21 protein-coding genes are annotated in these 25,568 nt (G+C 59.9%); 15 read left to right on the top strand and 6 right to left on the bottom strand.

The features are described 5' to 3' along the window. The first annotated feature begins 2 nt into the window (after window positions 1-2). Window positions 3-200, top strand: coding sequence for a DUF4089 domain-containing protein (locus tag GOB82_RS10575; RefSeq protein ID WP_166122854.1), 198 nt, complete (start codon window positions 3-5; stop codon window positions 198-200). A gap of 2 nt (window positions 201-202) precedes the next feature. Next, entirely contained in the window at window positions 203-1,591 is a 1,389-nt protein-coding gene (locus tag GOB82_RS10570; protein WP_166122895.1) for an AtzE family amidohydrolase, read from the top strand. Here the strand turns inward: GOB82_RS10570 and guaD are convergent. Continuing rightward, the gene (gene guaD, locus GOB82_RS10565) at window positions 1,576-2,919 is read right to left on the bottom strand and encodes a guanine deaminase (RefSeq protein WP_166122852.1); all 1,344 of its coding nucleotides are present in this window, start codon (window positions 2,917-2,919) and stop codon (window positions 1,576-1,578) included. The two genes, GOB82_RS10570 and guaD, sit on opposite strands and share 16 nt — an antisense overlap. Window positions 2,920-2,949: 30 nt before the next feature. After that, window positions 2,950-3,852 (bottom strand): LysR family transcriptional regulator, encoded by a 903-nt coding sequence (locus GOB82_RS10560; protein ID WP_166122850.1) that lies wholly within the window; start codon window positions 3,850-3,852, stop codon window positions 2,950-2,952. Window positions 3,853-4,196: 344 nt separating this feature from the next. Here GOB82_RS10560 and GOB82_RS10555 point away from each other — a divergent pair, with 344 nt between their 5' ends. From GOB82_RS10555 to xdhC, 8 genes are all read left to right on the top strand, one after another. Further along, window positions 4,197-5,609 carry an NAD(P)-binding domain-containing protein gene (locus tag GOB82_RS10555; protein ID WP_166122893.1) on the top strand — a complete coding sequence of 471 codons (1,413 nt, stop codon included), beginning with the start codon at window positions 4,197-4,199 and terminating at the stop codon, window positions 5,607-5,609. A gap of 32 nt (window positions 5,610-5,641) precedes the next feature. Then, window positions 5,642-6,535, top strand: a complete 894-nt coding sequence (puuE, locus tag GOB82_RS10550) for an allantoinase PuuE (RefSeq protein ID WP_166122848.1) — start codon at window positions 5,642-5,644, stop codon at window positions 6,533-6,535. Then, the gene (uraD, locus tag GOB82_RS10545) at window positions 6,532-7,038 is read left to right on the top strand and encodes a 2-oxo-4-hydroxy-4-carboxy-5-ureidoimidazoline decarboxylase (protein ID WP_166122846.1); all 507 of its coding nucleotides are present in this window, start codon (window positions 6,532-6,534) and stop codon (window positions 7,036-7,038) included. Before puuE ends, uraD begins: the two co-directional genes overlap by 4 nt. Then, the gene (gene uraH / locus GOB82_RS10540; protein WP_166122844.1) at window positions 7,035-7,367 is read left to right on the top strand and encodes a hydroxyisourate hydrolase; all 333 of its coding nucleotides are present in this window, start codon (window positions 7,035-7,037) and stop codon (window positions 7,365-7,367) included. Before uraD ends, uraH begins: the two co-directional genes overlap by 4 nt. Before the next feature lie 55 nt (window positions 7,368-7,422). Beyond that, a complete protein-coding gene (locus GOB82_RS10535; RefSeq protein WP_242007355.1) occupies window positions 7,423-8,826 on the top strand; it encodes a nucleobase:cation symporter-2 family protein in 1,404 nt (467 codons plus the stop codon). A 104-nt stretch (window positions 8,827-8,930) separates the two neighbouring features. Next, on the top strand, window positions 8,931-10,421 hold the full coding sequence (gene xdhA / locus GOB82_RS10530) for a xanthine dehydrogenase small subunit (protein ID WP_166122842.1): 1,491 nt from the start codon (window positions 8,931-8,933) through the stop codon (window positions 10,419-10,421). Further along, the gene (xdhB, locus tag GOB82_RS10525; protein WP_166122840.1) at window positions 10,414-12,756 is read left to right on the top strand and encodes a xanthine dehydrogenase molybdopterin binding subunit; all 2,343 of its coding nucleotides are present in this window, start codon (window positions 10,414-10,416) and stop codon (window positions 12,754-12,756) included. The genes xdhA and xdhB overlap by 8 nt, the downstream gene beginning before the upstream one ends. A gap of 13 nt (window positions 12,757-12,769) precedes the next feature. Continuing rightward, window positions 12,770-13,579 (top strand): xanthine dehydrogenase accessory protein XdhC, encoded by an 810-nt coding sequence (xdhC, locus tag GOB82_RS10520; RefSeq protein ID WP_166122838.1) that lies wholly within the window; start codon window positions 12,770-12,772, stop codon window positions 13,577-13,579. A 131-nt stretch (window positions 13,580-13,710) separates the two neighbouring features. Here xdhC and hpxZ read toward each other — a convergent pair whose 3' ends face one another. Beyond that, window positions 13,711-14,112 (bottom strand): oxalurate catabolism protein HpxZ, encoded by a 402-nt coding sequence (gene hpxZ / locus GOB82_RS10515; RefSeq protein WP_166122836.1) that lies wholly within the window; start codon window positions 14,110-14,112, stop codon window positions 13,711-13,713. 110 nt (window positions 14,113-14,222) lie between these two features. After that, a complete protein-coding gene (locus tag GOB82_RS10510; RefSeq protein WP_166122834.1) occupies window positions 14,223-16,634 on the bottom strand; it encodes a TonB-dependent receptor in 2,412 nt (803 codons plus the stop codon). 531 nt (window positions 16,635-17,165) lie between these two features. Between GOB82_RS10510 and fdnG the strand changes: the two genes are divergently transcribed. The 5 genes from fdnG to GOB82_RS10485 all read left to right on the top strand — a co-directional run bounded on the left by fdnG (window position 17,166) and on the right by GOB82_RS10485 (window position 24,108). After that, window positions 17,166-20,216: a formate dehydrogenase-N subunit alpha gene (gene fdnG / locus GOB82_RS10505; protein WP_166122832.1), complete on the top strand. Its 3,051-nt coding sequence runs from the start codon at window positions 17,166-17,168 to the stop codon at window positions 20,214-20,216. A gap of 9 nt (window positions 20,217-20,225) precedes the next feature. Further along, window positions 20,226-21,185, top strand: a complete 960-nt coding sequence (gene fdxH / locus GOB82_RS10500) for a formate dehydrogenase subunit beta (RefSeq protein ID WP_242007354.1) — start codon at window positions 20,226-20,228, stop codon at window positions 21,183-21,185. Between the two features lie 2 nt (window positions 21,186-21,187). Beyond that, complete coding sequence (locus GOB82_RS10495; protein WP_166122830.1) at window positions 21,188-21,844, top strand: formate dehydrogenase subunit gamma; 657 nt, start codon at window positions 21,188-21,190, stop codon at window positions 21,842-21,844. Then, window positions 21,841-22,824 (top strand): formate dehydrogenase accessory protein FdhE, encoded by a 984-nt coding sequence (fdhE, locus tag GOB82_RS10490; RefSeq protein WP_242007349.1) that lies wholly within the window; start codon window positions 21,841-21,843, stop codon window positions 22,822-22,824. The genes GOB82_RS10495 and fdhE overlap by 4 nt, the downstream gene beginning before the upstream one ends. A gap of 63 nt (window positions 22,825-22,887) precedes the next feature. Beyond that, window positions 22,888-24,108 (top strand): molybdopterin molybdotransferase MoeA, encoded by a 1,221-nt coding sequence (locus GOB82_RS10485; RefSeq protein ID WP_242007348.1) that lies wholly within the window; start codon window positions 22,888-22,890, stop codon window positions 24,106-24,108. On the opposite strand, the gene mobB is transcribed toward GOB82_RS10485, so the two are convergent. Together mobB and GOB82_RS10475 are read right to left on the bottom strand one after the other, a co-directional pair. After that, a complete protein-coding gene (gene mobB / locus GOB82_RS10480) occupies window positions 24,090-24,617 on the bottom strand; it encodes a molybdopterin-guanine dinucleotide biosynthesis protein B (RefSeq protein WP_166122828.1) in 528 nt (175 codons plus the stop codon). The genes GOB82_RS10485 and mobB overlap by 19 nt on opposite strands. A gap of 146 nt (window positions 24,618-24,763) precedes the next feature. Continuing rightward, complete coding sequence (locus GOB82_RS10475; RefSeq protein WP_166122826.1) at window positions 24,764-25,201, bottom strand: NUDIX hydrolase; 438 nt, start codon at window positions 25,199-25,201, stop codon at window positions 24,764-24,766. Window positions 25,202-25,568: the final 367 nt, after the last annotated feature.

Raw genomic sequence — 25,568 nt, 5'->3', positions numbered from 1 at the left:
GAATGAGCGGAGAAGACAGGACGAGCGCCGGACTGGAAGGCGCGCTGGAGGCAACAGCCGCGAGCCTTGGCCTGACTATTCCTGACGCATGTCTGCCGGGGGTTGTGGCCAACACACAGCTTCTGCACGGCTATGTTGAGCTTATCTGCGGGATGCCGCTGCCGGATACGTGCCTTCCTGCCTATGAGTATCAACCCTGATGATGCCCATGATGGACCTTGCCCGAAAAATCCGCTCCGGTGAGCTTTCCGCTGTGCGGGTTATCAGCCAGACGCTTCAGAGCATCCGTGAGCGGGACGGGGCCTATAACGCCGTAACCCGCCTGCTGGATAAACGCGCTCTGCATGCCGCCGCCGCATTGGACGCGCAGATCAGCCGGGGTGATCCTGTGGGGCCGCTGGCTGGCGTGCCTTTTGGCGTGAAGGATCTGTTTGATCTGGAAGGGCTGGTGACCACCGCCGGGTCTGTTGTGCTGAACGCGCAGCCTCCTGCACAGCGGGATGCGGAGGTGGTGCGCCGCCTGTGCGCCGCCGGGGCCATTCCTGTCGCCACGCTCAATATGGATGAATTCGCCTACGGGTTTGCAACGGAAAACGCGCATTACGGCACAACGCGCAACCCGCATGACACGGCCTGTCTGGCCGGTGGTTCATCCGGTGGTTCGGCGGCTGCGGTTGCGGCGGGGCTGCTGCCGCTCACGCTGGGGTCTGACACCAACGGCTCCATTCGGGTTCCGGCCTCTCTGTGCGGGGTGTGGGGGCTGCGACCAACGCAGGGCGTTCTGCCGCTCCAGGGGGTTTATCCGTTTGCCGCCAGTCTCGATGTGATCGGGCCGTTTACCCGCACCAGCGCGGATCTCGCCTGTGCGTTCGAGGTATTGAGCGGTCAGGCCTGCCGGGTTGAGCAGGATATCTCCGCCCTCAGAATAGGGCTGCTGGACGGGTGGTTCACGCAGGATCTTGCCCCGGAGCTGGAAGCCGGGGTGAACCGGCTGCTGGCGGCGTGCCGGACTGTGCGGCGCGTCACGTTGCCCGAGGTGGCGCGGGTGCGGGCGGCGTCCTTCGTGATTACGGCTGCGGAAGGCGGTGCGCTGCATCTGGATCGGCTGAAACGGGAGCCGATGGCGTATGATCCCGCCACGCGGGACAGGCTGATGGCGGGTGCCCTGCTGCCCTCCATGCCCGTTGTGCATGCGCAGAGGCTCCGGAGCTGGTTTCGGGAGGTCATGCACGCGGCGTTTGAGGACGTGGATATCCTTGTGGCCCCCGCCACACCCGGTGCCGCTCCCCGGCTGGATCAGCCGACCATTACGGTCGGCGGAAAACAGGTCTCCGCCCGTGCCAATCTTGGCCTGTTTACACAGCCTTTGAGCCTTGCCGGCATGCCGGTGGTGGCGGCTCCGCTGGCCCCGGCTGCGGGGCAGGCTGTCGGGTTGCCTCTGGGTGTGCAGCTTGTGGCCGCACCGGGGAGAGAGGCGACCGTACTGGCGTTTGCGCAGGCCATGGAAAAAGCGGGTCTGCTTGGTTTTCCGTGTGCGGGGGCTGCGCCAGTGGCGTCAGCCGGGGTGGCGGGTTCTCACCCGGCGGGGTGAGCCGGGTCTGGCCGCGCATAGGCCAGACGGCCATCCACCCATGTGGCCTTGATGCAGCGGTCATCTCCCAACGTCATCAGAACAAACAGCAGGTCCGCCATGCTGGCGCAGTGTTGGGTGCGCAGGGCCAGAAGAGGTGTGGCCGCCGGGTCCAGCACGCAGAGGTCCGCTTCCATGCCGGGGGCGATGGTCCCGATTTTCGTCTCAAGATGCAGCGCCTGTGCAGCCCCAGCTGTGGCCAGCCAGAAGGCCTGAATGGCGTGCAGGCGCTGTTTGCCCGCCATCAGGGAGACCTTGTAGGCTTCCCCCATGGTGCCGAGCAGGGAAAAGCTGGTGCCTGCCCCGATATCCGTGCCCAGCCCGACATGCACCGGGCGATGCGGGTCCACTGCGTCGAACAGACGGAAAGCGCCGCTCCCCAGAAACAGGTTGGAGGTCGGGCAGTGGGCAAGGGCGCACCGGGTATCATGGCACCGCTGAAAATCCTGCTCCTCCATATGAATGGCATGGCCGAAAATGGCGCGCGGGCCGGCCAGACCGGCTTTGTCATAAACATCCAGATAGGACGCGCGGTCTGGAAAGAGGGAGTTTACGAAGGCTATTTCCGCTTCATTTTCAGCAAGGTGGGTCTGCATGAACAGGTCCTCCCGGCTGCGGAAAAGCGCACCGGCAGCCTCAAGCTGTTCCGGGGTGCTGGTAATGGCAAAGCGCGGTGTGACGGCATAAAGCTGCCGCCCGGTGCCGTGCCATGTCTCTATTAGCTTCAGGGACTCATCATAACCCTGCTGTGCCGTATCACGCAGGTTTTCAGGGGCGTTGCGGTCCATCAGAACCTTCCCGGCTATCATCCGGGTGCCGAGTTTTTCTGATTCCTGAAAGAACGCGGTGACGGACTCAGGGTGGACGGTGCAGTACACGGCGGCTGTGGTCGTGCCGTTGCGCAGCAGTTCCTGCAGGAAGGCCCGGGCTACGGCCTGCGCCACCTCCGGGCTGGAAAACTGCGCTTCCGTGGGAAAGACATACTGCTCAAGCCATTCCAGCAACTGCTCACCCCAGGAGGCAATAACGGGGAGTTGCGGATAATGCACATGGGTATCAATAAACCCGGCACTGATCAGGCCGTCCGGATAGTGGGTGACAGTAACGCCCTCCGGCACCAGCCCACGCAGAGCGTCATACGCACCGCAGTGGGTTATCAGCCCGTTTGCAATCAGGATCAGCCCGTCTTCCTCCACATGCAGGGCCTCTTGGGGCGGCATGGTGAACGGGTTGCCTGTAAAGGTGATGAAGCGACCTCTCAGAGCGGCGGCGCGGGATGTGGAGGGCATGAACAACCTCGCAGGCGTAAGGGGCTGAAGTCAGAACTGATGCGCAAAAAACTGGTCAATTTCAGAAATGATCAGTCGGGCCGCCATGGAAAGCTGGCGGGACCTGTCCACACACAGCGCCAGTGTGAGCGGGGAGAGTTTCTTGTTAAGGATGGGGGTGAAGGCAAGCTGTTTCTTTTGCACTTCATCATAAGCGTCCAGATAGCTGAGAATTCCAAGACCAACGCCTTCGCTGACAAGCGATTTGATCATCTGGATATTATCAGTGCGGGCAACGACCTGCATTTTTATGCCGGTTTCCGCCTCCAGCAGTTCAAGCGGCCGCCACAGAGCCAGCGGCGGGGCGGGGATCACAACCGGATATTCCTCAGCAAGGCTGAAGGGGGCTGTCTCCAGCGCGCCCACAGGGTGGTCCGGCGGCGTGATGAAGCCCAGCGGAATTTCCTTGTGCGCCCGCACGAACAGTTCCCGCATGTGGCCGGGGTTGAACATCAGGGCAAAATCGGCCTGACCATCAACAAGCAGCTCCCCCATATCCCTGCTGGCCCGGACATGCACATTCACCACAATACCGGGGTGTGTCTCCCGCAGGCGGCCCAGAACAGCGGGCAGGAAGCCTTTGGTGAGCGCATCGGGAACCAGAATATCCGCCGAACCCTGCCGCAGCCCCTTGAGGTTATCAATCTGGGTGGTGAGGGCGCGGAGGTCCCGTGTCCAGCGCAGGCCGGAGGAGAGGAGCAGTTCCCCCGCCGTTGTCAGCCGTAGTCCGGTGGGCAGCCGTTCAAACAGCAGTGTGCCGAGCAGCTTCTCGCCCTGCAGAATCTGCCGGTCGATGGCGGATGCCGCGATGTTCAGCTCATCCGATGCCTTCCGGATGGAGCCCTGCTGCGCCACGGCAATGAAATATCGGAGGAAGCGGGAAAAAACCGGCATAAGAGGTGATCTCATTTTGCGAACGGATTAGACTGAAATATGACATATACAAGAATGGTCCGGGTGTGAAATTGTTTCACTTGTCTGCCGGTGCAGCGGTTTTTGCAGTGAGCCAGAGCAAACCTTGTCAGTATGGGAAAGGGTAGTGTGAGATGCACGTAAAAAATTTCCGTCTGGTATACCAGATTGATAGCCCGTTTGCGCAAGCGCATTCTGCACAAAACATGATGCAGGCAGACCTTCCGTGATGATCATGCCGGGGCAGAGCGCTCCGCAAAAGCCGCTCCTGTTCAGAAGAAAGAGGGTTTGACGTGCATATAGGACAAGTTTCTGCCTCTTCAGGTCTGGAACAGCTTGCTGACCGTGTCCGGGATGATCTGGCCAAAATCCGCTACGCAACAGGGGATTGGTGTGAACCGCTTGAACAGGGCGGAGAGCCTGTTCTGGATGTGGCCATTATCGGTGGCGGGCAGGGCGGCCTTGCCACATGCTTTGCCCTGCGCAGGCGCGGTTTGGGCAATACGTGCATTTTTGAACAGGCCCCACGCGGAGGGGAAGGCCCGTGGGTGACCTTTGCCCGTATGGTCACGCTGCGCACCCCCAAACATGTGACCGGGCCTGATCTGGGTATTCCGAGCCTGACGCCGCAATCCTGGTTTGAAGCACGGTATGGTGTGGAGGCCTGGGCCGCGCTGGACAAGATTTCCCGTCAGGACTGGCAGGCTTATCTGGACTGGCTGCGGGAGAGTCTGGCCCTGCCGGTGCAGAATGACAGGAAGCTGGTGGATATTGACTGGCAGCACGGGCTGCTGCGCCTCACCTTCCAGCAGGCCAGCGGCGCGCAGACACAGGTCTGGGCGCGCAAAATGGTTCTGGCGACCGGGATTGAAGGCGGGGGTGCGTGGCATGTGCCGGACTTCATCACGCAGGCCCTTCCAGCTTCGCGCTATGCGCACACCAGCCAGCAGATTGATTTTGCAGCCCTGAAAGGCAAGCGGATTGGTGTTCTGGGCGCGGGGGCTTCAGCCTTTGATAATGCCGCAACCGCGCTGGAGCAGGGTGCCGGCCGCGTGGACCTGTGCCTGCGCAGGGCGACTATCCCCAGCATCAACCCATATCGCTGGATGGAGAATGCCGGTTTCCTTGGCTATTTTGCGGACCTGCCCGATGCCGTGCGCTGGCGCTTCATGCACCGGATTTATGATTTGAATCAGCCGCCGCCGCAGGACACGTTCTGGCGCTGCCGCAAGCATGAAAATTTTGCGTTTCATACCGGCACGCCCTGGCTGGCGGTGAAGGAAACGGCAGAGGGCGTTGTGGTGACAACCCCGCATGGTGACATGACATTTGATTTCCTGATTATCGGCACAGGATTTGTCATTGATCTGACACGCCGCCCGGAAATGCAGCGCTTTGCCGAAAATGTCCTGCTGTGGCGGGATCGTTTCACAGCGCCGGAGGGGGAGGAAAGCACTGTTCTGGCCAGCCATCCCTATCTGGGCGGCAGCTTTCAGTTCCTGCCCCGTAATGAGGCAGATCCTGCGGCCCCCATGCTCGCGGCCATCCACAATTTCACATTTGCCGCCATGCCGAGCATGGGGCTTTCCGGCGCGTCCATCAGCGGGATGCGGTTCGGGGTGGAGCGGCTGGCGCAGGCCATCGGCCGGGAACTGTTCGTGCAGGATGGGGAAAAGCACCTGCAAAGCCTGCTGCGTTACAATACGGAGGAACTCGTCAGCCTTGCGCCGCCTGTGTAATGCCAACACAAGACGCCGGAATGGGAGAGAGCATGACTGACTACCCGCGTGACATGACCGGATATGGCCCGACACCGCCGGACCCGCAGTGGCCGGGCGGGGCGCGTATCGCCGTTCAGTTTGTCATCAATTACGAGGAAGGTGCTGAAAACTCCGTTCTGCACGGGGATGCGGGCTCCGAGGCATTTTTGTCGGAAATGGTCGGTACACGCTCCCTTCCCGGTGTGCGCTGTATGCAGATGGAAAGCCTGTATGAATATGGCAGCCGGGCGGGGTTCTGGCGGTTGCAGCGGCTGTTTGAGGCCGCGGGCCTGCGCCCCACGGTTTTTGGCGTGGCTCTGGCCATGGCGCGCAACCCCGAAGCTGTTGCCGCCATGAAAGCGGGCGGGTGGGAGATCGCCACGCACGGCCTGCGCTGGATTGATTATCAGGATATCCCTGAGGCGGTGGAGCGCGAGCACATTCGGGAGGCTATCGCCCTGCATACGGACATCACCGGAGCGCGCCCGCTTGGCTGGTATCAGGGGCGCACAAGCCCGAACACGGCCCGTCTGGTCGTGGAGGAAGGGGGCTTTGTGTATGACGCGGATTCCTACGCTGATGATCTGCCGTATTATGACCGTCGCTACGGTCGCCCGCAGTTGATCGTGCCGTACACGCTGGATGTGAATGACATGAAATTTGCCGCGTTGAACGGGTTTACGGAAGGAGAGCAGTTCTTCCGCTACCTGCGGGATACGTTCGATATGCTGTATCGGGAGGGTGGGCGGATGATGTCCGTGGGGCTGCATTGCAGGCTTGCCGGCAAGCCTGCGCGCGCTCTGGCTGTGGCGCGTTTTCTGGAGCATGTGCAGGCGCATGAGAAGGTCTGGGTGGCAACCCGTCTGGATATTGCGCGCCACTGGCTTGCGGTGCATCCGGCATGACGCTTGATGAGGTGAATGCCCTGCCTTTCCCGGCCTTTGTGGCGGCATTTGGCGGGGTTTATGAGCATTCTCCCTGGGTGGCGGAAGGGGCGGCGGTTCAGCGGCCCTTTGCCAGCCGGGAGGATATGCTGAAAGCCTTTTCGGGTGTGGTGCGGCAAGCCGGAGCAGCGCGGCAGATCGCCCTTGTGCAGGCCCACCCTGAACTCGGCCATCGGGTGGGGGTGGACCCGGCTTTGAGTGAAGCTTCGGCGCAGGAGCAGGGCAGTGCCGGGCTCGATCGGTTGAGCCCTGCGGACTATGCGCAGTTTCAAAGCCTGAACGCCGCATATCGTGCGAAGTTCGGGATGCCGTTTGTCATCTGTGTGCGCAAGGCCGGGAAAGCAGTTATTCTGGAGGCCATGGCCCGGCGGCTGGCGAGCACGGCAGAGGAAGAACTGGCCGAAGCTCTGGCCCAGATTGATGCTATCGCCTCCCTCCGCCTGCAGGATAAGGTGCCGGAATGAGCTCTCTTTCAACCCATGTGCTGGATACGGTTTCCGGCCGCCCCGCGGCGGGTGTGCGCATCCGCCTGTTTCTGGGGCATGCCCTGCTGTTTGAAGGGGTGACGGATGCGGATGGCCGTTGCCCCGCGCTGCGTGAGCTGGCTCTTGAACAAGGGCAGTACCGGCTGGAGTTTGAAAGCGCGGCCTATTTCCGGGCACAGGGTCTCGCGCTGGCGGAGCCGCCGTTTCTGGATGTGATTCCCATCGTGTTCGGTCTGGGCGCGGAAGGGCATACCCATGTTCCGCTGCTTGCCGCGCCGTATGGTTATTCGACTTATCGAGGGAGTTGACCGCGTGAACCTCGAAAAACGGCAAACAGCCGAGCCGGTACATCCTGTTGACCAGATGCTTCCTCTGGGGGTGCTGGCGGTCTATGGCTTCCAGCATGTTCTGACCTTTTATGCGGCGGCAGTGATTGTTCCGATCCTGCTCGCCAGTGCACTCGGCCTTTCGCATGACATGCTGGAGCACCTGATTGAGGCGGATCTGTTCACCTGCGGCATCGCCTCGCTGATCCAGTCTGTGGGGTTTGGAAAGATTGGCGTGCGTCTGCCGCTTCTACAGGGGGTGACCTTTGTGGCTGTCATGCCGATGATCGCCATCGGCGTGTCTGCCGGGGGTGGTGTGGAAGGGCTGCGCCAGATTTTCGGGTCCGTGATTGTCGGGGGGCTGTTTTCCTATCTTGTTGCGCCGTATTTCTCGCGCCTGATCCGCTTTTTTCCGCCGGTGGTGACAGGCTCCGTCATTCTGGTCATCGGGCTGGCGCTGCTGCCTGTGGCCGCGAACGATATTGTTGCCGGGCATGGCACGGCAACCATGCAGAACCCGGTGGAACTGCGGAACGTGGCCTATGGGCTCGGCACGCTGTTCTGCATTCTGCTGATCCAGAAATTCTTTCGCGGGTTTCTGGGGACTATTGCGGTGCTGATCGGCCTTGTGTGTGCAACGCTGGTGGCGTGGCTGCTGGGGGATGCGCATTTTGGGGATGTCGGGGCGGCACCGGTGCTGACCATCGCACAGCCTTTCTATTTCGGCATGCCGACCTTTCATGTCGTGCCTGTTCTCTCCCTTATTATTGTCATGATCATCTCCATGCTCGAAACCACCGGGGATGTGTTCGCGACAGGCGCGATCGTTAAAAAACCCATCACGGGAGAGGATATTTCCGCAGCCATCCGTGCAGACGGCCTGGCGACGTTTATCGGCGGGATATTCAACTCCTTTCCCTACACCTGCTTTGCGGAAAATGTCGGGCTTGTGCGGCTGACACAGGTGAAAAGCCGGTGGGTTGTGGCCTCAGCAGCGGTGATCATGATGGTGCTGGGGTGTGTTCCCAAACTGGCGGCCATCATGGCCAGTGTGCCACTGCCGGTTCTGGGCGGTGCGGCGCTGGCCATGTTCGCGGCCGTGGCTGTTGTGGGGATACAGACGCTGGCGCAGGTTGATTTTGAAAACCAGAATAACATGATCATTGTTGGGACCAGCATCGGGCTTGGCATGCTGGCAACGGCACAGCCGCATATTGCCGATACCCTTCCGGCGTGGGCGCGGGTTGTTTTTGGCAGCGGTATCACGCTCGGGTCCATGGCCGCCATGGGGCTGCATCTGGTGTTCAACCATTTCATGCCCGCCAGCCCCTCCGGCGTGGTGATGGATATGCCCGCTGCCGGGGGCCTGTCTGGCGTGAGTGCCGAAGGATCAGGCTTGGAGCAGGAGGATGGGCAGACAAGCAGGCAACGGAGCGCGTAAAAAGGTCTGCGCGTGCGGCGGCATACACTCCCGCACGGTTCAGGGAGTCCGGCCGGTTTTCCTGATAGGCCGGGTTAAGATGTTCCAGCAGGAGTTTGTGCCTTATGCGGCATTCCATCCGGTTTTATCTCGGCTCAGTCCGTCACGAAATTTCCGGGGTCAGCCCGACCACCACGGTGCTGGACTGGCTGCGTGATGCGTGCCGCCGCACCGGCACCAAGGAAGGCTGTAATGAGGGAGATTGCGGGGCCTGCGCAGTTCTGGTGGTCAGGCTGGAGGGGGAACAGCTTGTCTGGCGGGCAGTGAATGCCTGTATCCAGTTCCTGTGGATGCTGGACGGCGCACAGATTTTTACCGTGGAGGATCTGCGCAGCCCGGATGGCGCATTGCACCCGGTGCAGCAGGCCATGGTGGACCAGCATGGGTCACAGTGCGGGTTCTGCACGCCGGGGTTTGTCATGTCGATGGTGGCCTATTGCAAAACGCCGGGTGCCTCGATGGCGGAGGGCGCGATCAATGATGCGCTGGCAGGGAACCTCTGCCGCTGCACGGGCTATGCGCCCATTGTGCGGGCCATGAAGCAGGTTCTGGCTACGCCGGAGACTGCGCAGGGTATTCAGGCGGAGCAGGCATTGGCGGAGAGCATCAAAACCCGCCTGAAAACCCTGCAAGGAGACCAGACGGCTGAAATCGCGGGTGCTGAGGGGCGGATTACCTTGCCCGCCAGTGCGGACGCGCTGGCCGCAGCGTATCTGGCGGCACCGGATGCAACTCTGGTGGCAGGTGCGACCGATGTCGGGCTGTGGGTCACGAAAGGCCTGCGCGCCCTGCCTCATCTTATCGGTATCGGGCAGGTGCCGGATCTGCGCAGGATCGAGCACACACCCGAAGGGCTGTGGCTGGGGGCGGGCGTGACTTGGGCGGAAGCCCGGCCCGCTCTGGCCGCCCTGCTGCCGGATGCCGGAGAAGTTATCCGGCGTATCGGTTCCACACAGGTGCGGAATGCGGGCACTGTGTGCGGGAATATCGGGAATGGCTCACCCATTGGGGATGGGCCTCCGGTGCTGATTGCCGCAGGGGCCGTGCTGAGACTGCGGAGGGGGGATACGCGCCGCAGCCTGCCGCTGGAAGAGTATTTTCTGGCGTATGGCAAACAGGACCGGCAGCCGGGCGAGTTTATCGAGGCTGTGGTGATCCCCGTACCGCATCCGGCCACTGTTTTCCGTGCCTATAAGGTTTCCAAGCGGTTTGATCAGGATATTTCAGCCGTTCTGGGGGCTTTTGCGTTTATACCGGATGGAGAGGGGCGCATTACCCGCGCGCGGATTGCGTTTGGCGGCATGGCGGCAACGCCCAAGCGCGCCCGTGCGGCAGAAGCCGCGTTGGAAGGGCAGTTCTGGACGGAGGCAACGCTGCACGCGGCGCAGACCGCACTTCAGGCAGAGTTTGCACCGATCTCGGATATGCGTTCCAGTGCGTGGTATCGTCAGACCGTGGCGGGCAATCTGCTGACACGTCTGTTTGCGGAAACAGGGCCGCACTCTGCCGGAACAGAAACCCGGCTGGCCGGATGGAAGGGAGAGGCCTATGTCTGACCCCGCCAGAAACCCCGAGACTCAGGGCGCGGCAGGCGGTGCATCCCCCAGTATGCGGCATGAAAGCGCGCCGCTGCATGTGTCCGGCAGTGCTGTCTATATTGATGACCTCCCGGAACCACGGGGCCTGCTGCATGTGGTGCCGGGTTTGAGCACAAAAGCCCATGCGCGCCTTGTTTCTGTAGATCTTGATGCCGTACGTGCGGTTCCTGGTGTGGTGTGTGTGCTGACAGCGGCGGATATCCCCGGTGAAAATCAGGTCAGCCCTGTGGGCCGGCAGGATGAACCGTTGCTGGCGGAAGGGGAGGTGTCCTTTTACGGTCAGCCAATTTTTGCCGTAGTGGCGGAAACGCGCGGCATTGCGCGCCGTGCCGCCCGGCTGGCCAGAATTATTTATGAAGAACGGCCCGCCGTGCTCACCATTGCTCAGGCGCGTGAGGCCGGGAGCGCTCTGGTCTGGCGGCCTCTGGTGATGAGCCGGGGGGATGTTGAAGCCGGTCTGGCCGCGGCCCCCCGCCGTTTGTCCGGGCAGGTGACAGTGGGCGGGCAGGAGCATTTCTATCTGGAAGGGCAGGCCGCGCTGGCCCAGCCGGGAGAAGCGGGGGAAATGCAGCTCTGGTCTTCCACCCAGCACCCCACGGAAACACAGCATATGGTGGCTCATTGCCTCGCTGTGCCCAGCAGTCTGGTTACGGTTGAAGTGCGCCGCATGGGGGGCGCATTCGGGGGGAAGGAAACACAGGCTAACACGCCTGCCTGCCTTGCGGCCCTTGCCGCGCACAGGATAGGACGCGCCGCCAAGATCCGGCTGGACCGGGATGATGACATGCTGATGACTGGCAAGCGGCATGACTTCGTGGTGGAGTATGATGTCGGGTTTGATGATGAGGGCCGCATTCTGGCGGTCGATATGGTTCTGGCGGCGCGCTGCGGCTGGTCGGCTGACCTTTCCGGCCCTGTGGTTGATCGCGCCCTGTTCCATGCGGACAATGCCTATTTCTACCCAGATGTCCGCCTCAGGGGAGAGCCACTGAAAACCAACACCCAGTCCAACACCGCGTATCGGGGCTTCGGGGGGCCGCAGGGCATTGTGGCGGCCGAACGGGTGATTGAGGAAATTGCCTTCGCAACCGGGCTGGACCCTCTCGATGTGCGCCTGCGCAATGTGTATGGCACCGGCACGCGCAACGTCACACCGTATCACATGACGGTAGAAGATTCGATTTCTGCGGATATCATGACTCAGCTTGCCCTGACCTGTGAATATCGCAAACGGCGTCAGGCTCTGCGTGAGGCAAACCGCAGCAGCCCGTATATCAGGCGCGGGATTGCGCTCACGCCGGTAAAATTCGGAATTTCCTTTACGGCCACACACTATAATCAGGCAGGCGCTCTGGTGCATGTCTATACGGATGGCTCCGTGCAGGTGAATCATGGTGGCACGGAAATGGGGCAGGGGCTGCATACCAAAATGGTGCAGATTGTCCTGCGCGAGTTCGGTCTGCGTGAAGAAAAAGTCCGTATAACCGCCACCACCACGGGCAAGGTGCCCAATACGTCCGCCACGGCGGCATCCAGCGGAGCAGACCTGAACGGCATGGCGGTTCTCGATGCGGTGCATAAAATCAAGGCGCGTCTTGTAAAATTTGCCGCAGAGCAGTGGAATGTTTCTGAGAGAAGCGTGCAGTTTCTGCCAGAAGGTGTGCAGGTAGGGGGGCAGTGCATTGCCTTTCAGGATCTCACGAAGGCCGCGTATTATGCGCGTGTTTCCCTCTCGGCTAACGGGTTTTACAAAACGCCGAAAATTTCATGGAATGCGGAAACCGGACGAGGGCGGCCTTTTTACTATTTTGCGTATGGTGCGGCATGTGCGGAAGTGGCGGTTGATCTGCTGACAGGTGAGAACCGTATTGAACGGGTGGATATCCTGCATGATGCAGGCCTTTCCCTGAACCCGGCTATTGATATCGGGCAGATTGAGGGTGGTTTTGTGCAGGGGGCGGGGTGGCTGACCATGGAAGAACTGGTGTGGGATGAGGCCGGGCATCTACGCACCCACGCGCCCAGCACGTACAAAATTCCCGCCTGCTCGGACCGCCCCCGCATTTTTAATGTGGCGTTACTGGAAGGTGCCCCCAACCGGGAAGCCACTATTTTCCGCTCCAAGGCCGTGGGGGAGCCACCCTTTGTGCATGGCGTTGCGGTGCTGCATGCCATTTCTGATGCACTCGCCAGCCTGACAGCGTATCAAACCTGCCCTCGGCTTGATGCTCCTGCCACGCCTGAGCAGATTTTGCGCACGGCGCAGCGCCTGCGGCAGCAGGCCGCGCACTGAGGCGCGTGCTGCCATGAAAGACCTGCTGAACGCGCTATCCCGCTGGCAGGCTGAGGCCGCGCCCATGGCCTGTGTGCAGGTAATGGAGGTGCAGGGCTCAACCCCGCGTGAGGCCGGGGCTTTCATGTTGGTGGGAGAAGGCTGGCACACGGGCACGATTGGCGGCGGATGCCTGGAGTGGGACAGTGTGCAGCATGCCAGAACCCTGCTCCGCACGGGGGGAGCAGAGTGCGTTTACCGGTTTGTTCTGGGGCCGGAAACCGGGCAATGCTGCGGCGGGCGGGTTGAGGTCCGTGTGGCGCGGATGAATGCTGCTCTGGCGCTGGCCCTGCAACAGCAGCTTGCCCGCCAGCAGCAGTCCTGGCCAGTGCTTGTCCTGTTCGGGGCCGGGCATGTCGGGCGTGCGCTGGCCCGTGCGCTGGCACCACTGCCCCTGCGGTTGATCTGGGTAGACCCGCGTGCCGAAGAGTTCGGGCCGGTGCCGGAGGGGGTGGAGGCACGCATCACGTCCGGCTGGGAACAGGTTCTGGCAGAGGCTCCACCCGGTTCCGGCATTCTGGTGCTGACCCCCAGCCACACGCTGGATGCGCTGATTGTGGCGGCGGCGCTGGAGCGGGGGGATTTCTCTTATGTCGGGCTGATAGGCTCGCGCACCAAGCGCCGCCGGTTTGAAGCCGGATTTCGGGAGATCGGCTTACCTGAAGAGCGAATTGCGTCCGTTATCTGCCCGATAGGAGCGCGTGGGGTGCGGGACAAACGGCCTGAAATTATCGCAGCACTCGTGGCGGCGGAGCTGATAGAACGGTTTCTCACCCCCTCATAACGGCCCCATCCATAGGGGGGCGGGTGGCCCGAGGCGCAGGGGGATGTGGTTAGACAAACACTGTGCGGAGCCTCCGCAGGTCCGGCCAAAGGCACATGGGGTGGATAGGTGTATAGGTAGGGTCGGGGTTTTTATCCGGCGGGATGGCTGGTCTCCGGCGCTTCTGCCATGAGGGAGACATGGGCCGCGATAATTTTCCAGCCCTGATCAGTCAGCATCCATGTCTGCATCTGTCGTCCGATGCGCGGTGAGCCTTCGCGCTGAAATTCCAGACTGACCACGGCTGCGGTGTCCCCCAGAACCGTAACCACCCGCTTCAGAATGCGCCGCGGTGGGGAGCCACCCGTGCGGGCACGCCGGAATTCCGCAATCTCTTCGGCTCCATAAAGATTTTCTCCCACGCCATACCGCACGGTTTCCGGCCCTTCGTAAAAGAAGGCATCCAGTGTTGTAAGAGCGTTCTCGCCCAAAGCGGTTTCATAGGCATCGGAAAGAGCGGTAATCGTGGCCACGAGAGCGGGCGGGTTGAGCATGATGCGGGCTTTCAGAAAAGCGGGAGAGCAGGAAAACGGTGGCGGACCTCACAACAGGAGAGGTCTGCCACCGTTTTGAAAGCCGGAACAGCGTGCAGTGATGGTACAGGTCAGAACGAGGTGGAGATGGTGCCAGTCATGGTAAAGCGCGGTTCCAGCATGAAGGCATTTCCATACCCGGTGTAGGCGGCGTTGCTGCCGCTATAAACCGTGCTGGTATCCCGCGCGCTGTAGACAGCGCCCATCGCGCCAGTGCGAACAATGGAACCTGTCAGGTTGGTAAAGTTCAGCTTGAATGTGGGGGATTTCAGGAACCCGACAGGCTTGAAGTGATAGCCAAGAGAAAGAGAGTCTGTCACATAACCCGGAATGCGCTGGTCGTTTGCGATCGAGACGGACTGAGGCCCGGTATAGTGCACGGCACCGTTCGCAAAAAATCCTTTGTAGGTATAGGTCAGACCAAAGTTTGCAATGATGCGTGGCGCCATGACGGCCTGCGCGCCTTTGGAATGCAGCATGATGTTCGGATACGGATCAAAAACATTGCTGTCCTGAGTGGCGTGCAGATATTCGAGGGAGGCGTAAGGGCTGAAGCCGTGAATGTCCCGCCCGGCAATCATGACGTCAAACCCGCGCATGGTCTGATTGCCAACGGAAAACGGCTTGAAGCTGTTCATGCCCAGATACTGGTCCACAATGCGGTTTGTCACGTTGTAGTTGAAGAAGGACATATCCAGCAGCAGATATTTGTTGTGGTAGCGGTATCCCAGTTCTTCCTTGATGGAATACTGGTTTTTCAGCATGGGCGCGCTGGCGGAAAGCCAGCCCATATCCGTGGCGCTGGGCTGGCGGTAATCCCCTTCCGCATTCACGTAGATCTGGTTGTTCGGGTCGATCTGATAACTGATGGAAAGCTGGGGGAGGGGAGCTGTGGTGTTGGCTCCTGAACTGTTGCCCGGGATCCAGTTCTTGTTGGCGCCACTCCACCCCCTGTTCCATGCATTGGACATCACGAACTTGAAGCCGGCATTAATCAGCAGCTTGTTATTCAGATAGCGGGACTGGTTCTGAATAAACAGGGAATGCAGTTCATACCCCGCATTCTGCCCGTACATGGGGCCACCCACGGCATACTGGGCCCAGTTCGGGCTGGCTGCGGCGCCATTGGCCATTGTTGTGCTGGTGGGGTAGCCCTGAATGGTCTGGTTGTTTTCATACCAGTAGCCGAGTGTCAGGTGATTGTGCCGGTCAATCTCATAATTCAGCTTGGCTACCGCCCCGACCTGCCGGGCTTCATTTTCCAGAAAGAAGCTGGTCATGTTGGTGCCGGCGGGCACGGCGGCCCCTGTCGCGTTATAGGTATACTGGCCTTGCGTGGCCACGCCGCCCGGAGCGGCATCCCAACCCTGACCCATGCTGAAATAGGGTTGCAGGTCAAAGCTGAACTTTTTGGGCAGGACAATATGGATGGGGGCTGTCAGGAAAATCTGGTTCCAGTGATCGTTATTGTTCTTCCAGTAATTGACGTTATTGGACTGGGCGGAGCGTCCGTACCCGTTTCCTGTGTGTTTATACTCAAAGAATTCCTGCGCAGTCGGGTAATTGTCAATCGTGAAATCCTCGGAGTTCCAGGACAGGAAGAGGCGGGCGTTAGAGCCATTTTCCCAGTCTTTCTGAAGCCCGAAATCAATATGTTTGCGCTGGTTGATGCCAGACCCCATCCAGCTTCGCGCATGGGCGTTTGAGAAGGAGAAATAGCTTCGCACGCCGCTTTTGCCGATATCACCGGATTCCAGCCGGATAAACTCGCGGGAGAGATTGTTGGTGCCGTAAGAGAAGTCCAGCATCCCCCCGGCCTGATGCGAGGCTATATGGGTGCGCGAATTCATCACGCCGCCCGCAGCGGACATCACAGGCAGGTCACGCGCCGCACTGCCGGGTGTTACGCTGACGTCTTCCAGATTTTCGGAATCAATGTCTTCAGACATGTATTTTGCCGCGGCCGCCGGCGCGCCATCCACCATCAGCGCCATATCCAGATCCGTCAGACCACGAGACTGGATCTGCCCCCCCTCCATGCCCGAGCTGTCCGGCGTCATGATATTCAGGCTGGGCAGGTTTTTCACCAGATCAAGCGCGGTTGAGGTCGGGCTGCGCATGGCGATGTAGGCTTTTGTAACGGTCTGAACCGCATGGGGAGCTGTTTCCTCCCGCATCATACCGCCGCCGCCATTCAGAGCCTGACGGCGGGATGCAACAGAGATTTCCTCTTGCCCCTTTGACAGCACCGGGCCTGAGGGACGTTTGGGAAGAGCGCTGGCCCGCAGCGGGTGAGTGGCAGCGGCTGCTTTGCTGCCATGGGGCAGGCGGCTGGTGTGCGGTCTGGCTGGCGCTGCGTGTGCATAGGCCAGCATGGCCCACAGGCTTGCGGCCCCGCTCAGGCTCGCCAGAAAAAGGAAGCGGGAGGAAACAGACTTCAGGCGAGCAGCGGGCAGGCGAGGGTACAAGCACTCTGGGAGCATGCGGGGTGTCCTGTCTGGAGATGCGGCAAGAGGCGAGCGCACGGGTTGGGATTTTTCTAAATGTTAAAAAATGTCTTATTTTTTCGAAAAGTCCGATCACTACTGTGGTCGGTTTTCAGGTGAGGGGAGAGATGCAGAATGCCGTGGCAATGCTCCTTCCGATGATGAAGAGGAATGATCCGTAATCGTTATATAAAAGACGTGGAGCGTTCGCACAAAATGAAAAAAAGCACTTTATCGTTGCTAATATGAGGGCGGTTTTGTGAGTGAACGGAACTGCAATCTTGTACGTGGGCACCAGAAATAGCGGAGAAAAGGCCAGGCAAGAGGGAAAGGGGCGAAAATATCAATCATAGATTGTATTCACCATATTTCCTTGAATATAGAGAACTGTCAGAAAATTCGCGTTTTGTGAAAAATCGCGGCCATCACGCGGAAGTGTGTATGATCTGTATCAATTTCAGTCTTGGTGAAGGCAATCTAAATAGCTTTTATGCAGATTATTAGATGCGTAACTGAAGGCGTGGTGCGATGACTCTGGGAAGACGGCAATTTCTGAAAGCTGGCGGCACATGTGTTGCCGGGGCCAGCGCGCTTGCTCTGGGCTTTGCGCCACCGAGGGCCTACGCAGGAGACTCCCGGCAGTATAAACTTCTGCGGGCTAAAGAGACCCGTAACAACTGCACCTACTGTTCCGTGGGTTGCGGCATTCTGATGTACAGCCTGGGTGATGGCGCCAGGAATGCAAAGCCGGACATCTTTCATATCGAAGGGGACCCGGACCATCCCGTCAGCCGGGGGTCACTCTGCCCCAAGGGCGCTGGTCTGGTTGATTTCATCCATAGCGCCGGCCGCCTTCAGTATCCGGAATATCGTGCCCCAGGCTCCAAAGAGTGGAAGCGGATCAGTTGGGGCGAGGCAACTGATCGCATTGCCCGCCTGCTCAAAGATGATCGTGACAAAAATTTCATCGAACGAAATGAAAAAGGAGAGCTGGTCAACCGCTGGTTGAGCTCCGGGATGCTGGCCTCTTCCGCGGCCAGTAACGAGACAGGCCTGCTCGATTTCAAGTTCGCCCGGGCACTGGGCATGCTTGGTCTCGATTGTCAGGCCCGCCTCTGCCATGGGCCGACGGTGGCCGCACTGGCTCCCACGTTTGGCCGTGGCGCCATGACCAACAACTGGGTAGATATCAAGAACGCCAACGTCGTGCTGATTATGGGGGGGAACCCGGCAGAAGCGCACCCGGTTGGCTTTAAATGGGTCATGGAAGCCAAGATCCGCAATGGCGCGAAAGTGCTGGTGGTGGACCCGCGCTTTAATCGCAGTGCCGCGGTGGCTGATTTCTATACCCCCATCCGCGCCGGGTCCGATGCCGCGTTCCTGCTGGGGGTGGCACATTACCTGCTTTCGCATGACAAGATTCAGCATGAGTACGTCAAGGCCTATACCAATGCAGCCCTGATTGTCCGTGAAGACTTCACGTTTGATGAAGGCCTTTTCAGCGGCTACAATGCTGAGACCCGCACCTATGACAAATCGTCCTGGACTTACGAGCGTGATGAAAACGGCTTCGCGCGGCAGGACCCCACACTTCAGAACCCGCGTTGTGTTCTCAACCTGCTGCGCAAGCATGTAGAGCGCTATACGCCGGAGATGGTGACGCAACTGTGCGGCACCCCGGTGAAGGATTTCCTGCATGTGTGTGAAACGCTGGCCACCACCAGCGTGCCGGATCTGACTTCCACCTTCCTGTTCGCTCTGGGCTGGACGCACCATACCAGCGGTGCTCAGGTTATCCGCGCCGCTGCCATGGTGCAGTTGCTGCTGGGTAATATCGGGATGGCCGGTGGCGGCATGAACGCGCTGCGCGGGCACTCCAACATTCAGGGCTTTACGGACCTAGGCCTGCTTTCCCTGCGCCTGCCGGGCTACCTGAACCTGCCGCCTGATAAACAGCAGACCCTCGCCTCCTATCTGAAAGCCACAACACCGGTGGCCGATGTGCAGGGGCAGGTGAACTATTATCACAATACCCCCAAATTTTTTGTCAGCCTGATGAAAACCCTGTGGGGGGATAACGCCACCGCAGAAAATGACTGGGGCTATGACTGGCTGCCAAAATGGGACCGCAGCTACGATATGCTGGCCTATTTTGACATGATGTATCAGGGCAAGGTGAACGGCTATATCGCACAGGGCTTTAATCCCCTTGCGGCCATGCCGGACAAGAACAAGACCGTAGCGGCCTTGTCCAAGCTGAAGTTCCTTATCACGATTGACCCGCTCAGAACGGAAACCTCCTCGTTCTGGCAGAACGAAGGCCAGTTTAACGATGTAAAGCCGGAAGACATCCAGACGGAGGTCTTCCGGCTGCCGGCCTCCTGCTTTGCGGAAGAGAACGGCTCGATTGTCAATTCCGGTCGCTGGCTGCAGTGGCATTTCGCTGGGGCTGCCCCGCCGGGAGAAGCCTGGCAGGACAGCCGTATCATGGGGACCATTTTTACCAAGATCCGTGCTTTGTACAAAAAGGAAGGCGGCGTCTGCCCCGAGCCTGTTCTGAACATGCAGTGGAACTACAGGGACGCGGAAGACCCGACTCCTGAAGAAGTGGCCCGTGAGTGCAACGGCTATGCGCTGGCCGATATCACGGATGATCAGGGGCATGTGGTGGTGCCCAAGGGTCATCTGCTGCCTGATTTCTCCGTGCTGCGGGATGATGGCACAACTGCCAGCTTCTGCTGGGTGTTTGCCGGGTCCTGGACAGAAACGGGGAACCAGATGGCGCGCCGTGACAACACGGATACCGGCCTGGGCTGCACCCCCGGCTGGGGTTGGGCATGGCCTGCCAACCGCCGCATTCTCTATAACCGCGCGTCCATGGATTTGAACGGTCGCCCGTGGGATCCCAAGCGCCGCATTCTGGAGTGGGACGGCAAGCGCTGGGGCGGGGCCGATGTGCCGGATTATCCGCTCACATCTCCGCCGGGTAGCGGGGTCAATCCGTTTATCATGATGCCGGATGGTCTGGGCCGTCTGTTTGCCTGCGGCGGGATGGTTGATGGACCGTTCCCAGAGCAGTATGAGCCAACGGAAACGCCGCTGGCTAATAATCCGCTTCACCCGCAGGTGACATACAACCCGACAGCACGCGTGCTGAAGGATGACCGTGAGCGGATGGGTGAGCGCAAAGAGTTCCCTTATGTTGCCACAACCTATTCCATCACGGAGCTTTTCCGGCACTGGACGAAGCATTCCCGCCTGAATGCCATCGCGCAGCCTGAGCAGTTTGTAGAAATTGGTGAAAAGCTGGCCGGGCGTCTGAATATTGCAGCAGGGGACAAGGTGAAGGTTTCCTCCCGCCGTGGGTATATTGAAGCGAAAGCGGTTGTCACCAAGCGTATCCGCACCCTGACCGTGATGGGGCAGGAACTGGACCAGATCGGCATTCCCTGCCACTGGGGTTTTGAAGGAGCAACGCGCAAAGGCTTCCTTGCCAATACGCTGAGTCCGGCCGTGGGGGATGCGAATTCCCAGACGCCGGAATTCAAAGCTTTCCTTGTCAACGTTGAAAAAGCCTGAGGTGGAATGATGGGAATGCAATCACAGGACATCATCAGGCGGTCCGCAACCAATGGTCTCACACCGGCTCCGCAGGCGCGTGACCATCAGCATGAAGTCGCCAAGCTGATCGACGTCTCCATTTGCACAGGGTGCAAAGGGTGCCAGGTCGCATGTTCGGAATGGAATGACCTGCGGGATGAGGTGGGTCATAACGTCGGGGTGTATGATAATCCGGCGGATCTGACAGCGGAAACCTGGACAGTGATCCGCTTTGACGAAGAGGAAGATGAAAGCGGCACGCTGGAATGGCTGCTGCGCAAAGAAGGCTGCATGCATTGCGCGGAGCCGGGCTGCCTGAAGGCCTGCCCCAGCCCCGGTGCCATTGTGCAGTTTGCAAACGGGATTGTTGATTTCCAGTCCGAGCAGTGCATTGGCTGCGGGTACTGTATTGCCGGGTGCCCGTTTGATGTGCCGCGCATCAATAAAAAAGACAACAAGGCCTATAAATGCACCCTGTGCGCGGATCGTGTGAGCGTTGGGCAGGAACCAGCCTGCGTGAAAACCTGCCCGACCGGTGCGATTTCTTTCGGCTCCAAGGCCGAAATGAAAGATCTGGCCGCAAGCCGTATTGAAGAGCTGAAAAGCCGTGGGCATGCCGGGGCCGGGCTGTATGACCCGCAGGGTGTTGGCGGCACGCATGTGATGTATGTGCTGACCCATGCGGACAAGCCGGAGATGTACCATCGCCTGCCGAAAGACCCGCACATCAGCCCGTTTGTGCGTGGCTGGAAGGAATGGCTGAAGCCTGTTGGCGCGCTGGGCTTTATCGCCACGCTGGCCGGGGCCTTTGCCCATTATGTCGGGGTTGGGCCGAACACGGTTGATAGTCCAGACCCGGAGGCCGCGCCTGCAAAACCGCCTGAGGGCAAAGAGACTGTGGCCGCAGCCGATGCGGCTGAGGGCGAACACCCGGTAGGGAGGGAATAACCATGGATACCAAAAATCTTATCCTGCGGACAAAGTTTGTGGACCGCATGTGTCACTGGACCATGGTGGCCTGCTTCTTTCTTGTGGCGATGTCCGGTCTTTCCTGGTTTTTCCCCAGCCTGAACTGGCTGAGCGGCGTGCTGGGCACACCGCAGCTTGCGCGCATGCTGCATCCGTTCCTGGGGACGGTGGTGTTTGTGCTTCTGGTCTGCATGTTCTTCCGGTTTGTGCACTACAATATGCCTGCCAGAACGGATGTGACCTGGTTCCGCAATATTGCGGATGTCCTGATGAACCGGCACACAAAGCCGCTGGGTATCGGCAAATATAACGCCGGGCAGAAAATTCTGTTCTGGTGCATCATGGCGCTGATCAGTGCGCTGTTTGCGACAGGTGTGGTCGCCTGGCGGCCTTATTTTGCCGGGTATTTTCCCATTCCGGCCATTCGTCTGGCGCTGCTGGCGCACTCTCTGGCCGGGCTCGGGCTGATCCTGCTGGTGATTGGCCACATCTATATGGGGATCTGGGTGCGCGGCTCCATAACGGGTATGCTGACAGGCTATGTCTCCCGTGCATGGGCCAAACAGCATCATGACCGGTGGTATGCGGAAGAGATTGCGCCTGCCGCCAAGGATACCTCGGCAAAGCGCCAGTCATGATGAAAGACCAGTCTGATATTCCGTCGCTCGACAAGCGTATTCCGGGTGTTCCGGCAATCGAGCCTCTTATTTTCCCGAAGCTGGCAGCGCTTTATGCGCGCCGGTCCGCACGGCTGGAAGCTCTTGCCTCCCGCTTGGTGACAGACGCAGCGGAAGACGAAAGTTCTTCTGCCCCTGCGGGGGAAGAACAGGCCGGGTATTTCAGCTTCCTTGCCGGGCTTGTTGCCGCGCAGCGCCGCCTGCTGGAAGAAAGCCCGCTCAGCCTTGCGCAGGCAGAGCCGGTCAGAGTTCTGCTGCAAGGAACAAAGGCTTCCCCGGAGGTTCCGTCGCGGCAGATGCTGGCCGAGGCAGTGTACTGGCAGGACGCCTTTGCCCGTCTGGTGGCGGAGGCCGGGGTGCATCTTCCGCCGGAAACCCGTGCAGGGCTGGATGCTCTGGTGTCAGACACATCCGGTGCTCTGGCGGAGCAGGCCTTCCTGCTGCTCTCGGGGCAGTATGATCGGGTTGATGCGGGGGCCGCCGTGTTCCTGTGGTCTGCGCTCTCTGTTTACTGGGCTCAGGCCATTGCTTTGCTGGCGCGGGAAACTGGTGAACTCCTGCATAACCGGCGTTCAGAAGGTGGCGCGTGTCCGTGCTGTGGTGCGCCGCCTTCAGGCGCGTTGGTGCTCACGGGAGATCGTGAAGGGTTGCGCTATCTCCAGTGCAGCCTGTGTGAAACGCGCTGGCATAAAGTACGGGCCACATGCAGCGTGTGTGATGCCACAGACCATATTGATTATTGGTCGTTTGAAAGCACGGATGCGCCGATACAGGGAGAAACCTGCGGAGACTGCCACAGCTATGTCAAACTCTTCCGGCTGGACCGTGACCCTGAACTGGAAGTGAGTGCGGATGATCTGGCATCCGTCGCGCTGGATTCGGCTCTGGAAGATCAAGGGTTTATCAGAGCGACCCTGAATCCGTTTTCCTTTCCAGCCTGAAATGAGTCTTGATCTCAAAATTCTCAGGGAAAGTGTTTTTCAGGGCAGGGTGTTTTTCCAGTAATGCGGAACAGTTTTACAGGCATGGTGGCGTGTGACACCGCATTGCAGCTGATTGCCGGCTGTGCGGCGCAATTCCCCGTGCGGGTAATGCGTGTTCCGCTGGCGGACGCGCTCGGGCGTTGTGCCGCGGAGGATGTGCATGCTGTAAGCGCCAGACCGGAAGCCGATATCTCCGCAATGGACGGGTACGCATTTGCACACGCCGCGATGGCTGCCGCATCAGGCGGTTTGCCCGTGGCAGGGCAGACCGTGGCGGGAGATCTGCCCGAACCGCTTGCATCGGGCTTCGCGCAGTCTGTTCTGACAGGCGCACGCATTCCTCTTGGCGCGGATTGTGTCATGGCGAAGGAGCGGATGCGCCTTGCGGAAAATGGCCGCGTCATGCCGGACAGGGCTCTGGCGGAGAAGGGAGCCAATATCCGGCGGGCCGGGGAGGAGTTCCCCAGAGGCGAGACGCTTCTCGCACGCGGCACGCGGCTGGACTGGCGGCATAGCGCGTTGCTGGCGTGTCAGGGCTTTACAGATGTTGCCGTAGTGGCCCCGGTGCGGGTTGCTGTGGTGTCCAGCGGGGCCGAACTGGCGGTGGACGCCCCGGATGCACGGGCGGATTCCAATTCTCCCATGCTGGCGGCCCTGCTGCGTGAGGCCGGGGCTGAGGTTGTGCTGCACACAGTACCGTCAGATAGCCCGGAGGCCCTGAGTGCCGCTTTGGCGGAGGCATGGGCCGAAGCGGATGTGCTGGTCACAACAGGTGGCATTTCAGTCGGTCAGACAGATAATGTGCTGGACGCGCTGCGCGGCCTTGGAGCGGAGACACTCTTTCGCGGTGTCACAATCCGTCCGGGCAAGCCGTTGACGGTTTTAACGCATCGTCAGCGCGTCGCTTTTTGTTTGCCGGGCAATCCGGGAGCCTCAGCCATTTGTGCCGTGGTGTTTCTGTTGCCTTATATCCGGGCAGCGATGGGGGACACATCTGCTCCCGCGTGTATTCCGGGTGCGGTGGATTTCGCGTTTACAGCGGTTGCGGGAACAACGCATTTTATCCCCGTTTCTTGTCACGCTGTGGCGGAAGGCTGGCGTTTTTCAGCAGTGCCTACCGTGGGGGCGTCCGATATTATCGCCTTTTCCCGCGCGTCAGCCCTGTTGCGGATTGACCCGGAGACACCCGCTGAAGTCGGGCAGGTTCGTTGGGCTTTGCCCCTTCAGCCAAGCGGAATCTGAACAGCCCGCTCCAGAACGAACGCCGCGAGGGCTTCAGTGTCATTCAGCTCCAGCGCAGGCAGGGGCGCGGGAACAGCACCGGGCGTATCGGTGGCTACAGCAATAATGTTGTCGTGTGTCACAAACAGAGACTCTTTGCCGATGTGTGGGCGGTAGACCTCAAGGCAGCCCGGAACCGTGGCGTGAAACCCCTCAACCAGAATCAGATCAACGGGCGTCATACGCGCCAGCAGGTCTGTCAGGGTGAACGGCTCTGCGGGGGCTGAGTGCTGTAAAATCCAGCGGTCCGGTGTGGCGAGCATGACTTCTGAAGCACCAGCTTCCCGATGGATAAAGGAATCCTTGCCCGGTTTGTCGATATCAATGCCGTGATGCGTGTGCTTGATTGTGGAAACCCGCAGCCCCCGCGCCTGCAAGGAAGGAAGAAGACGCGCCAGAAGATGCGTCTTGCCGGAACCACTGCGGCCAGTAATGCCAAAAATTGCCTGATGCCTGACAGTGTGTGTCATGGGCGGGGTCCTCTGCCGTGTGCATCCCGCTTTATCACAGCTGTTTGGGTGGGGAAGGGGGCGTATGTGACCGGCAGAGTGATCTTCTCGCTCTATCTTGTTTCAGGGGAGGCGCTGTGAGGCTGGAAGAGGGTGATATGCGCAGCTCAAAGCCTTGCGCAACCACCCTGCAGGAGTTTCACGGCCAGAGGCATCAGGATGTCGCGGGTAAGGGGCGCAAGACAATCCGTTGGGGCCTCAAGGGGAGAAACCCAGAGGAGTTCCTCTATTTCTGCTTGGGCGGAAACGGGCGTTGAGACCAACACGCGAAAGACATCGGCCTGAATCAGGTGGCCGGGCTCATGAGCAGCTTCGGCGGAAAAGGACCCCAGATATTCAGCCTCTTCCATAGAGAGAGCGAGCCCCAGTTCTTCATACAACTCCCGGATCAACGCGTGCACAGCCGTTTCCTGGGCGTCGATCTTGCCCCCGGCCTGCATGAAGATGTGTGATCCTTCTTTGCGGACCAGAAGCGTCTCCCCTTCAGGATTGAAGATCAGAGCGGTTGCAATGCGGATAACCGGCGGGAGAGGGGAACGGGTCATGGTGCGCTCCATCATGAAGGGAAAGGGCGTGTGCGTTTATCCGCCATGGCATGCGTCTCTGCCAGTGGCGGGAAGGGACGGTAGCCCGGATCAGGCTCGCCGTAGCGCAGAATGGCGGTTTCAGGGGAGGGGAAGACATTTTTTAGCGGGAAAATGCAAAATAAACGAATGTTAATGCATTGAAATTGCGGCGATATGCCCCCTGAAAGCGTATTCCCCCGCAGTTTTCCGGGCCTCTCAGGGAGTTTTAGCGGCCTGTTGACAGTGTATGCCTGATCGCTTAGAAACCGCTTCACCGACGCGGTGGTGTTTAACGGTTGACGGAGCTGAGAGGCTCTGCTAAGTTACTTGGCCCGGTTGGGGGATG

It is taken from the genome of Acetobacter farinalis, from assembly GCF_011516935.1.
Lineage (GTDB): Bacteria > Pseudomonadota > Alphaproteobacteria > Acetobacterales > Acetobacteraceae > Acetobacter > Acetobacter farinalis.
The sequence above is the reverse complement of the archived record's forward strand: the minus strand, read 5'-3'. Positions and strand labels throughout refer to the sequence as shown.

What these genes read in the sequence shown, in the direction of transcription:
- GOB82_RS10475 (WP_166122826.1), bottom strand. Translation starts at nt 25,201, where the DNA reads ATGACCCGTTCCCCTCTCCCGCCGGTTATCCGCATTGCAACCGCTCTG.
- GOB82_RS10560 (WP_166122850.1), bottom strand. Translation starts at nt 3,852, where the DNA reads ATGCCGGTTTTTTCCCGCTTCCTCCGATATTTCATTGCCGTGGCGCAG.
- xdhA (WP_166122842.1), top strand. Translation starts at nt 8,931, where the DNA reads ATGCGGCATTCCATCCGGTTTTATCTCGGCTCAGTCCGTCACGAAATT.
- GOB82_RS10570 (WP_166122895.1), top strand. Translation starts at nt 203, where the DNA reads ATGCCCATGATGGACCTTGCCCGAAAAATCCGCTCCGGTGAGCTTTCC.
- puuE (WP_166122848.1), top strand. Translation starts at nt 5,642, where the DNA reads ATGACTGACTACCCGCGTGACATGACCGGATATGGCCCGACACCGCCG.
- guaD (WP_166122852.1), bottom strand. Translation starts at nt 2,919, where the DNA reads ATGCCCTCCACATCCCGCGCCGCCGCTCTGAGAGGTCGCTTCATCACC.
- fdnG (WP_166122832.1), top strand. Translation starts at nt 17,166, where the DNA reads ATGACTCTGGGAAGACGGCAATTTCTGAAAGCTGGCGGCACATGTGTT.
- uraD (WP_166122846.1), top strand. Translation starts at nt 6,532, where the DNA reads ATGACGCTTGATGAGGTGAATGCCCTGCCTTTCCCGGCCTTTGTGGCG.
- uraH (WP_166122844.1), top strand. Translation starts at nt 7,035, where the DNA reads ATGAGCTCTCTTTCAACCCATGTGCTGGATACGGTTTCCGGCCGCCCC.
- GOB82_RS10485 (WP_242007348.1), top strand. Translation starts at nt 22,888, where the DNA reads ATGCGGAACAGTTTTACAGGCATGGTGGCGTGTGACACCGCATTGCAG.
- fdhE (WP_242007349.1), top strand. Translation starts at nt 21,841, where the DNA reads ATGATGAAAGACCAGTCTGATATTCCGTCGCTCGACAAGCGTATTCCG.
- xdhC (WP_166122838.1), top strand. Translation starts at nt 12,770, where the DNA reads ATGAAAGACCTGCTGAACGCGCTATCCCGCTGGCAGGCTGAGGCCGCG.
- fdxH (WP_242007354.1), top strand. Translation starts at nt 20,226, where the DNA reads ATGGGAATGCAATCACAGGACATCATCAGGCGGTCCGCAACCAATGGT.
- hpxZ (WP_166122836.1), bottom strand. Translation starts at nt 14,112, where the DNA reads ATGCTCAACCCGCCCGCTCTCGTGGCCACGATTACCGCTCTTTCCGAT.
- GOB82_RS10495 (WP_166122830.1), top strand. Translation starts at nt 21,188, where the DNA reads ATGGATACCAAAAATCTTATCCTGCGGACAAAGTTTGTGGACCGCATG.
- GOB82_RS10510 (WP_166122834.1), bottom strand. Translation starts at nt 16,634, where the DNA reads ATGCTCCCAGAGTGCTTGTACCCTCGCCTGCCCGCTGCTCGCCTGAAG.
- mobB (WP_166122828.1), bottom strand. Translation starts at nt 24,617, where the DNA reads ATGACACACACTGTCAGGCATCAGGCAATTTTTGGCATTACTGGCCGC.
- GOB82_RS10535 (WP_242007355.1), top strand. Translation starts at nt 7,423, where the DNA reads ATGCTTCCTCTGGGGGTGCTGGCGGTCTATGGCTTCCAGCATGTTCTG.
- xdhB (WP_166122840.1), top strand. Translation starts at nt 10,414, where the DNA reads ATGTCTGACCCCGCCAGAAACCCCGAGACTCAGGGCGCGGCAGGCGGT.
- GOB82_RS10575 (WP_166122854.1), top strand. Translation starts at nt 3, where the DNA reads ATGAGCGGAGAAGACAGGACGAGCGCCGGACTGGAAGGCGCGCTGGAG.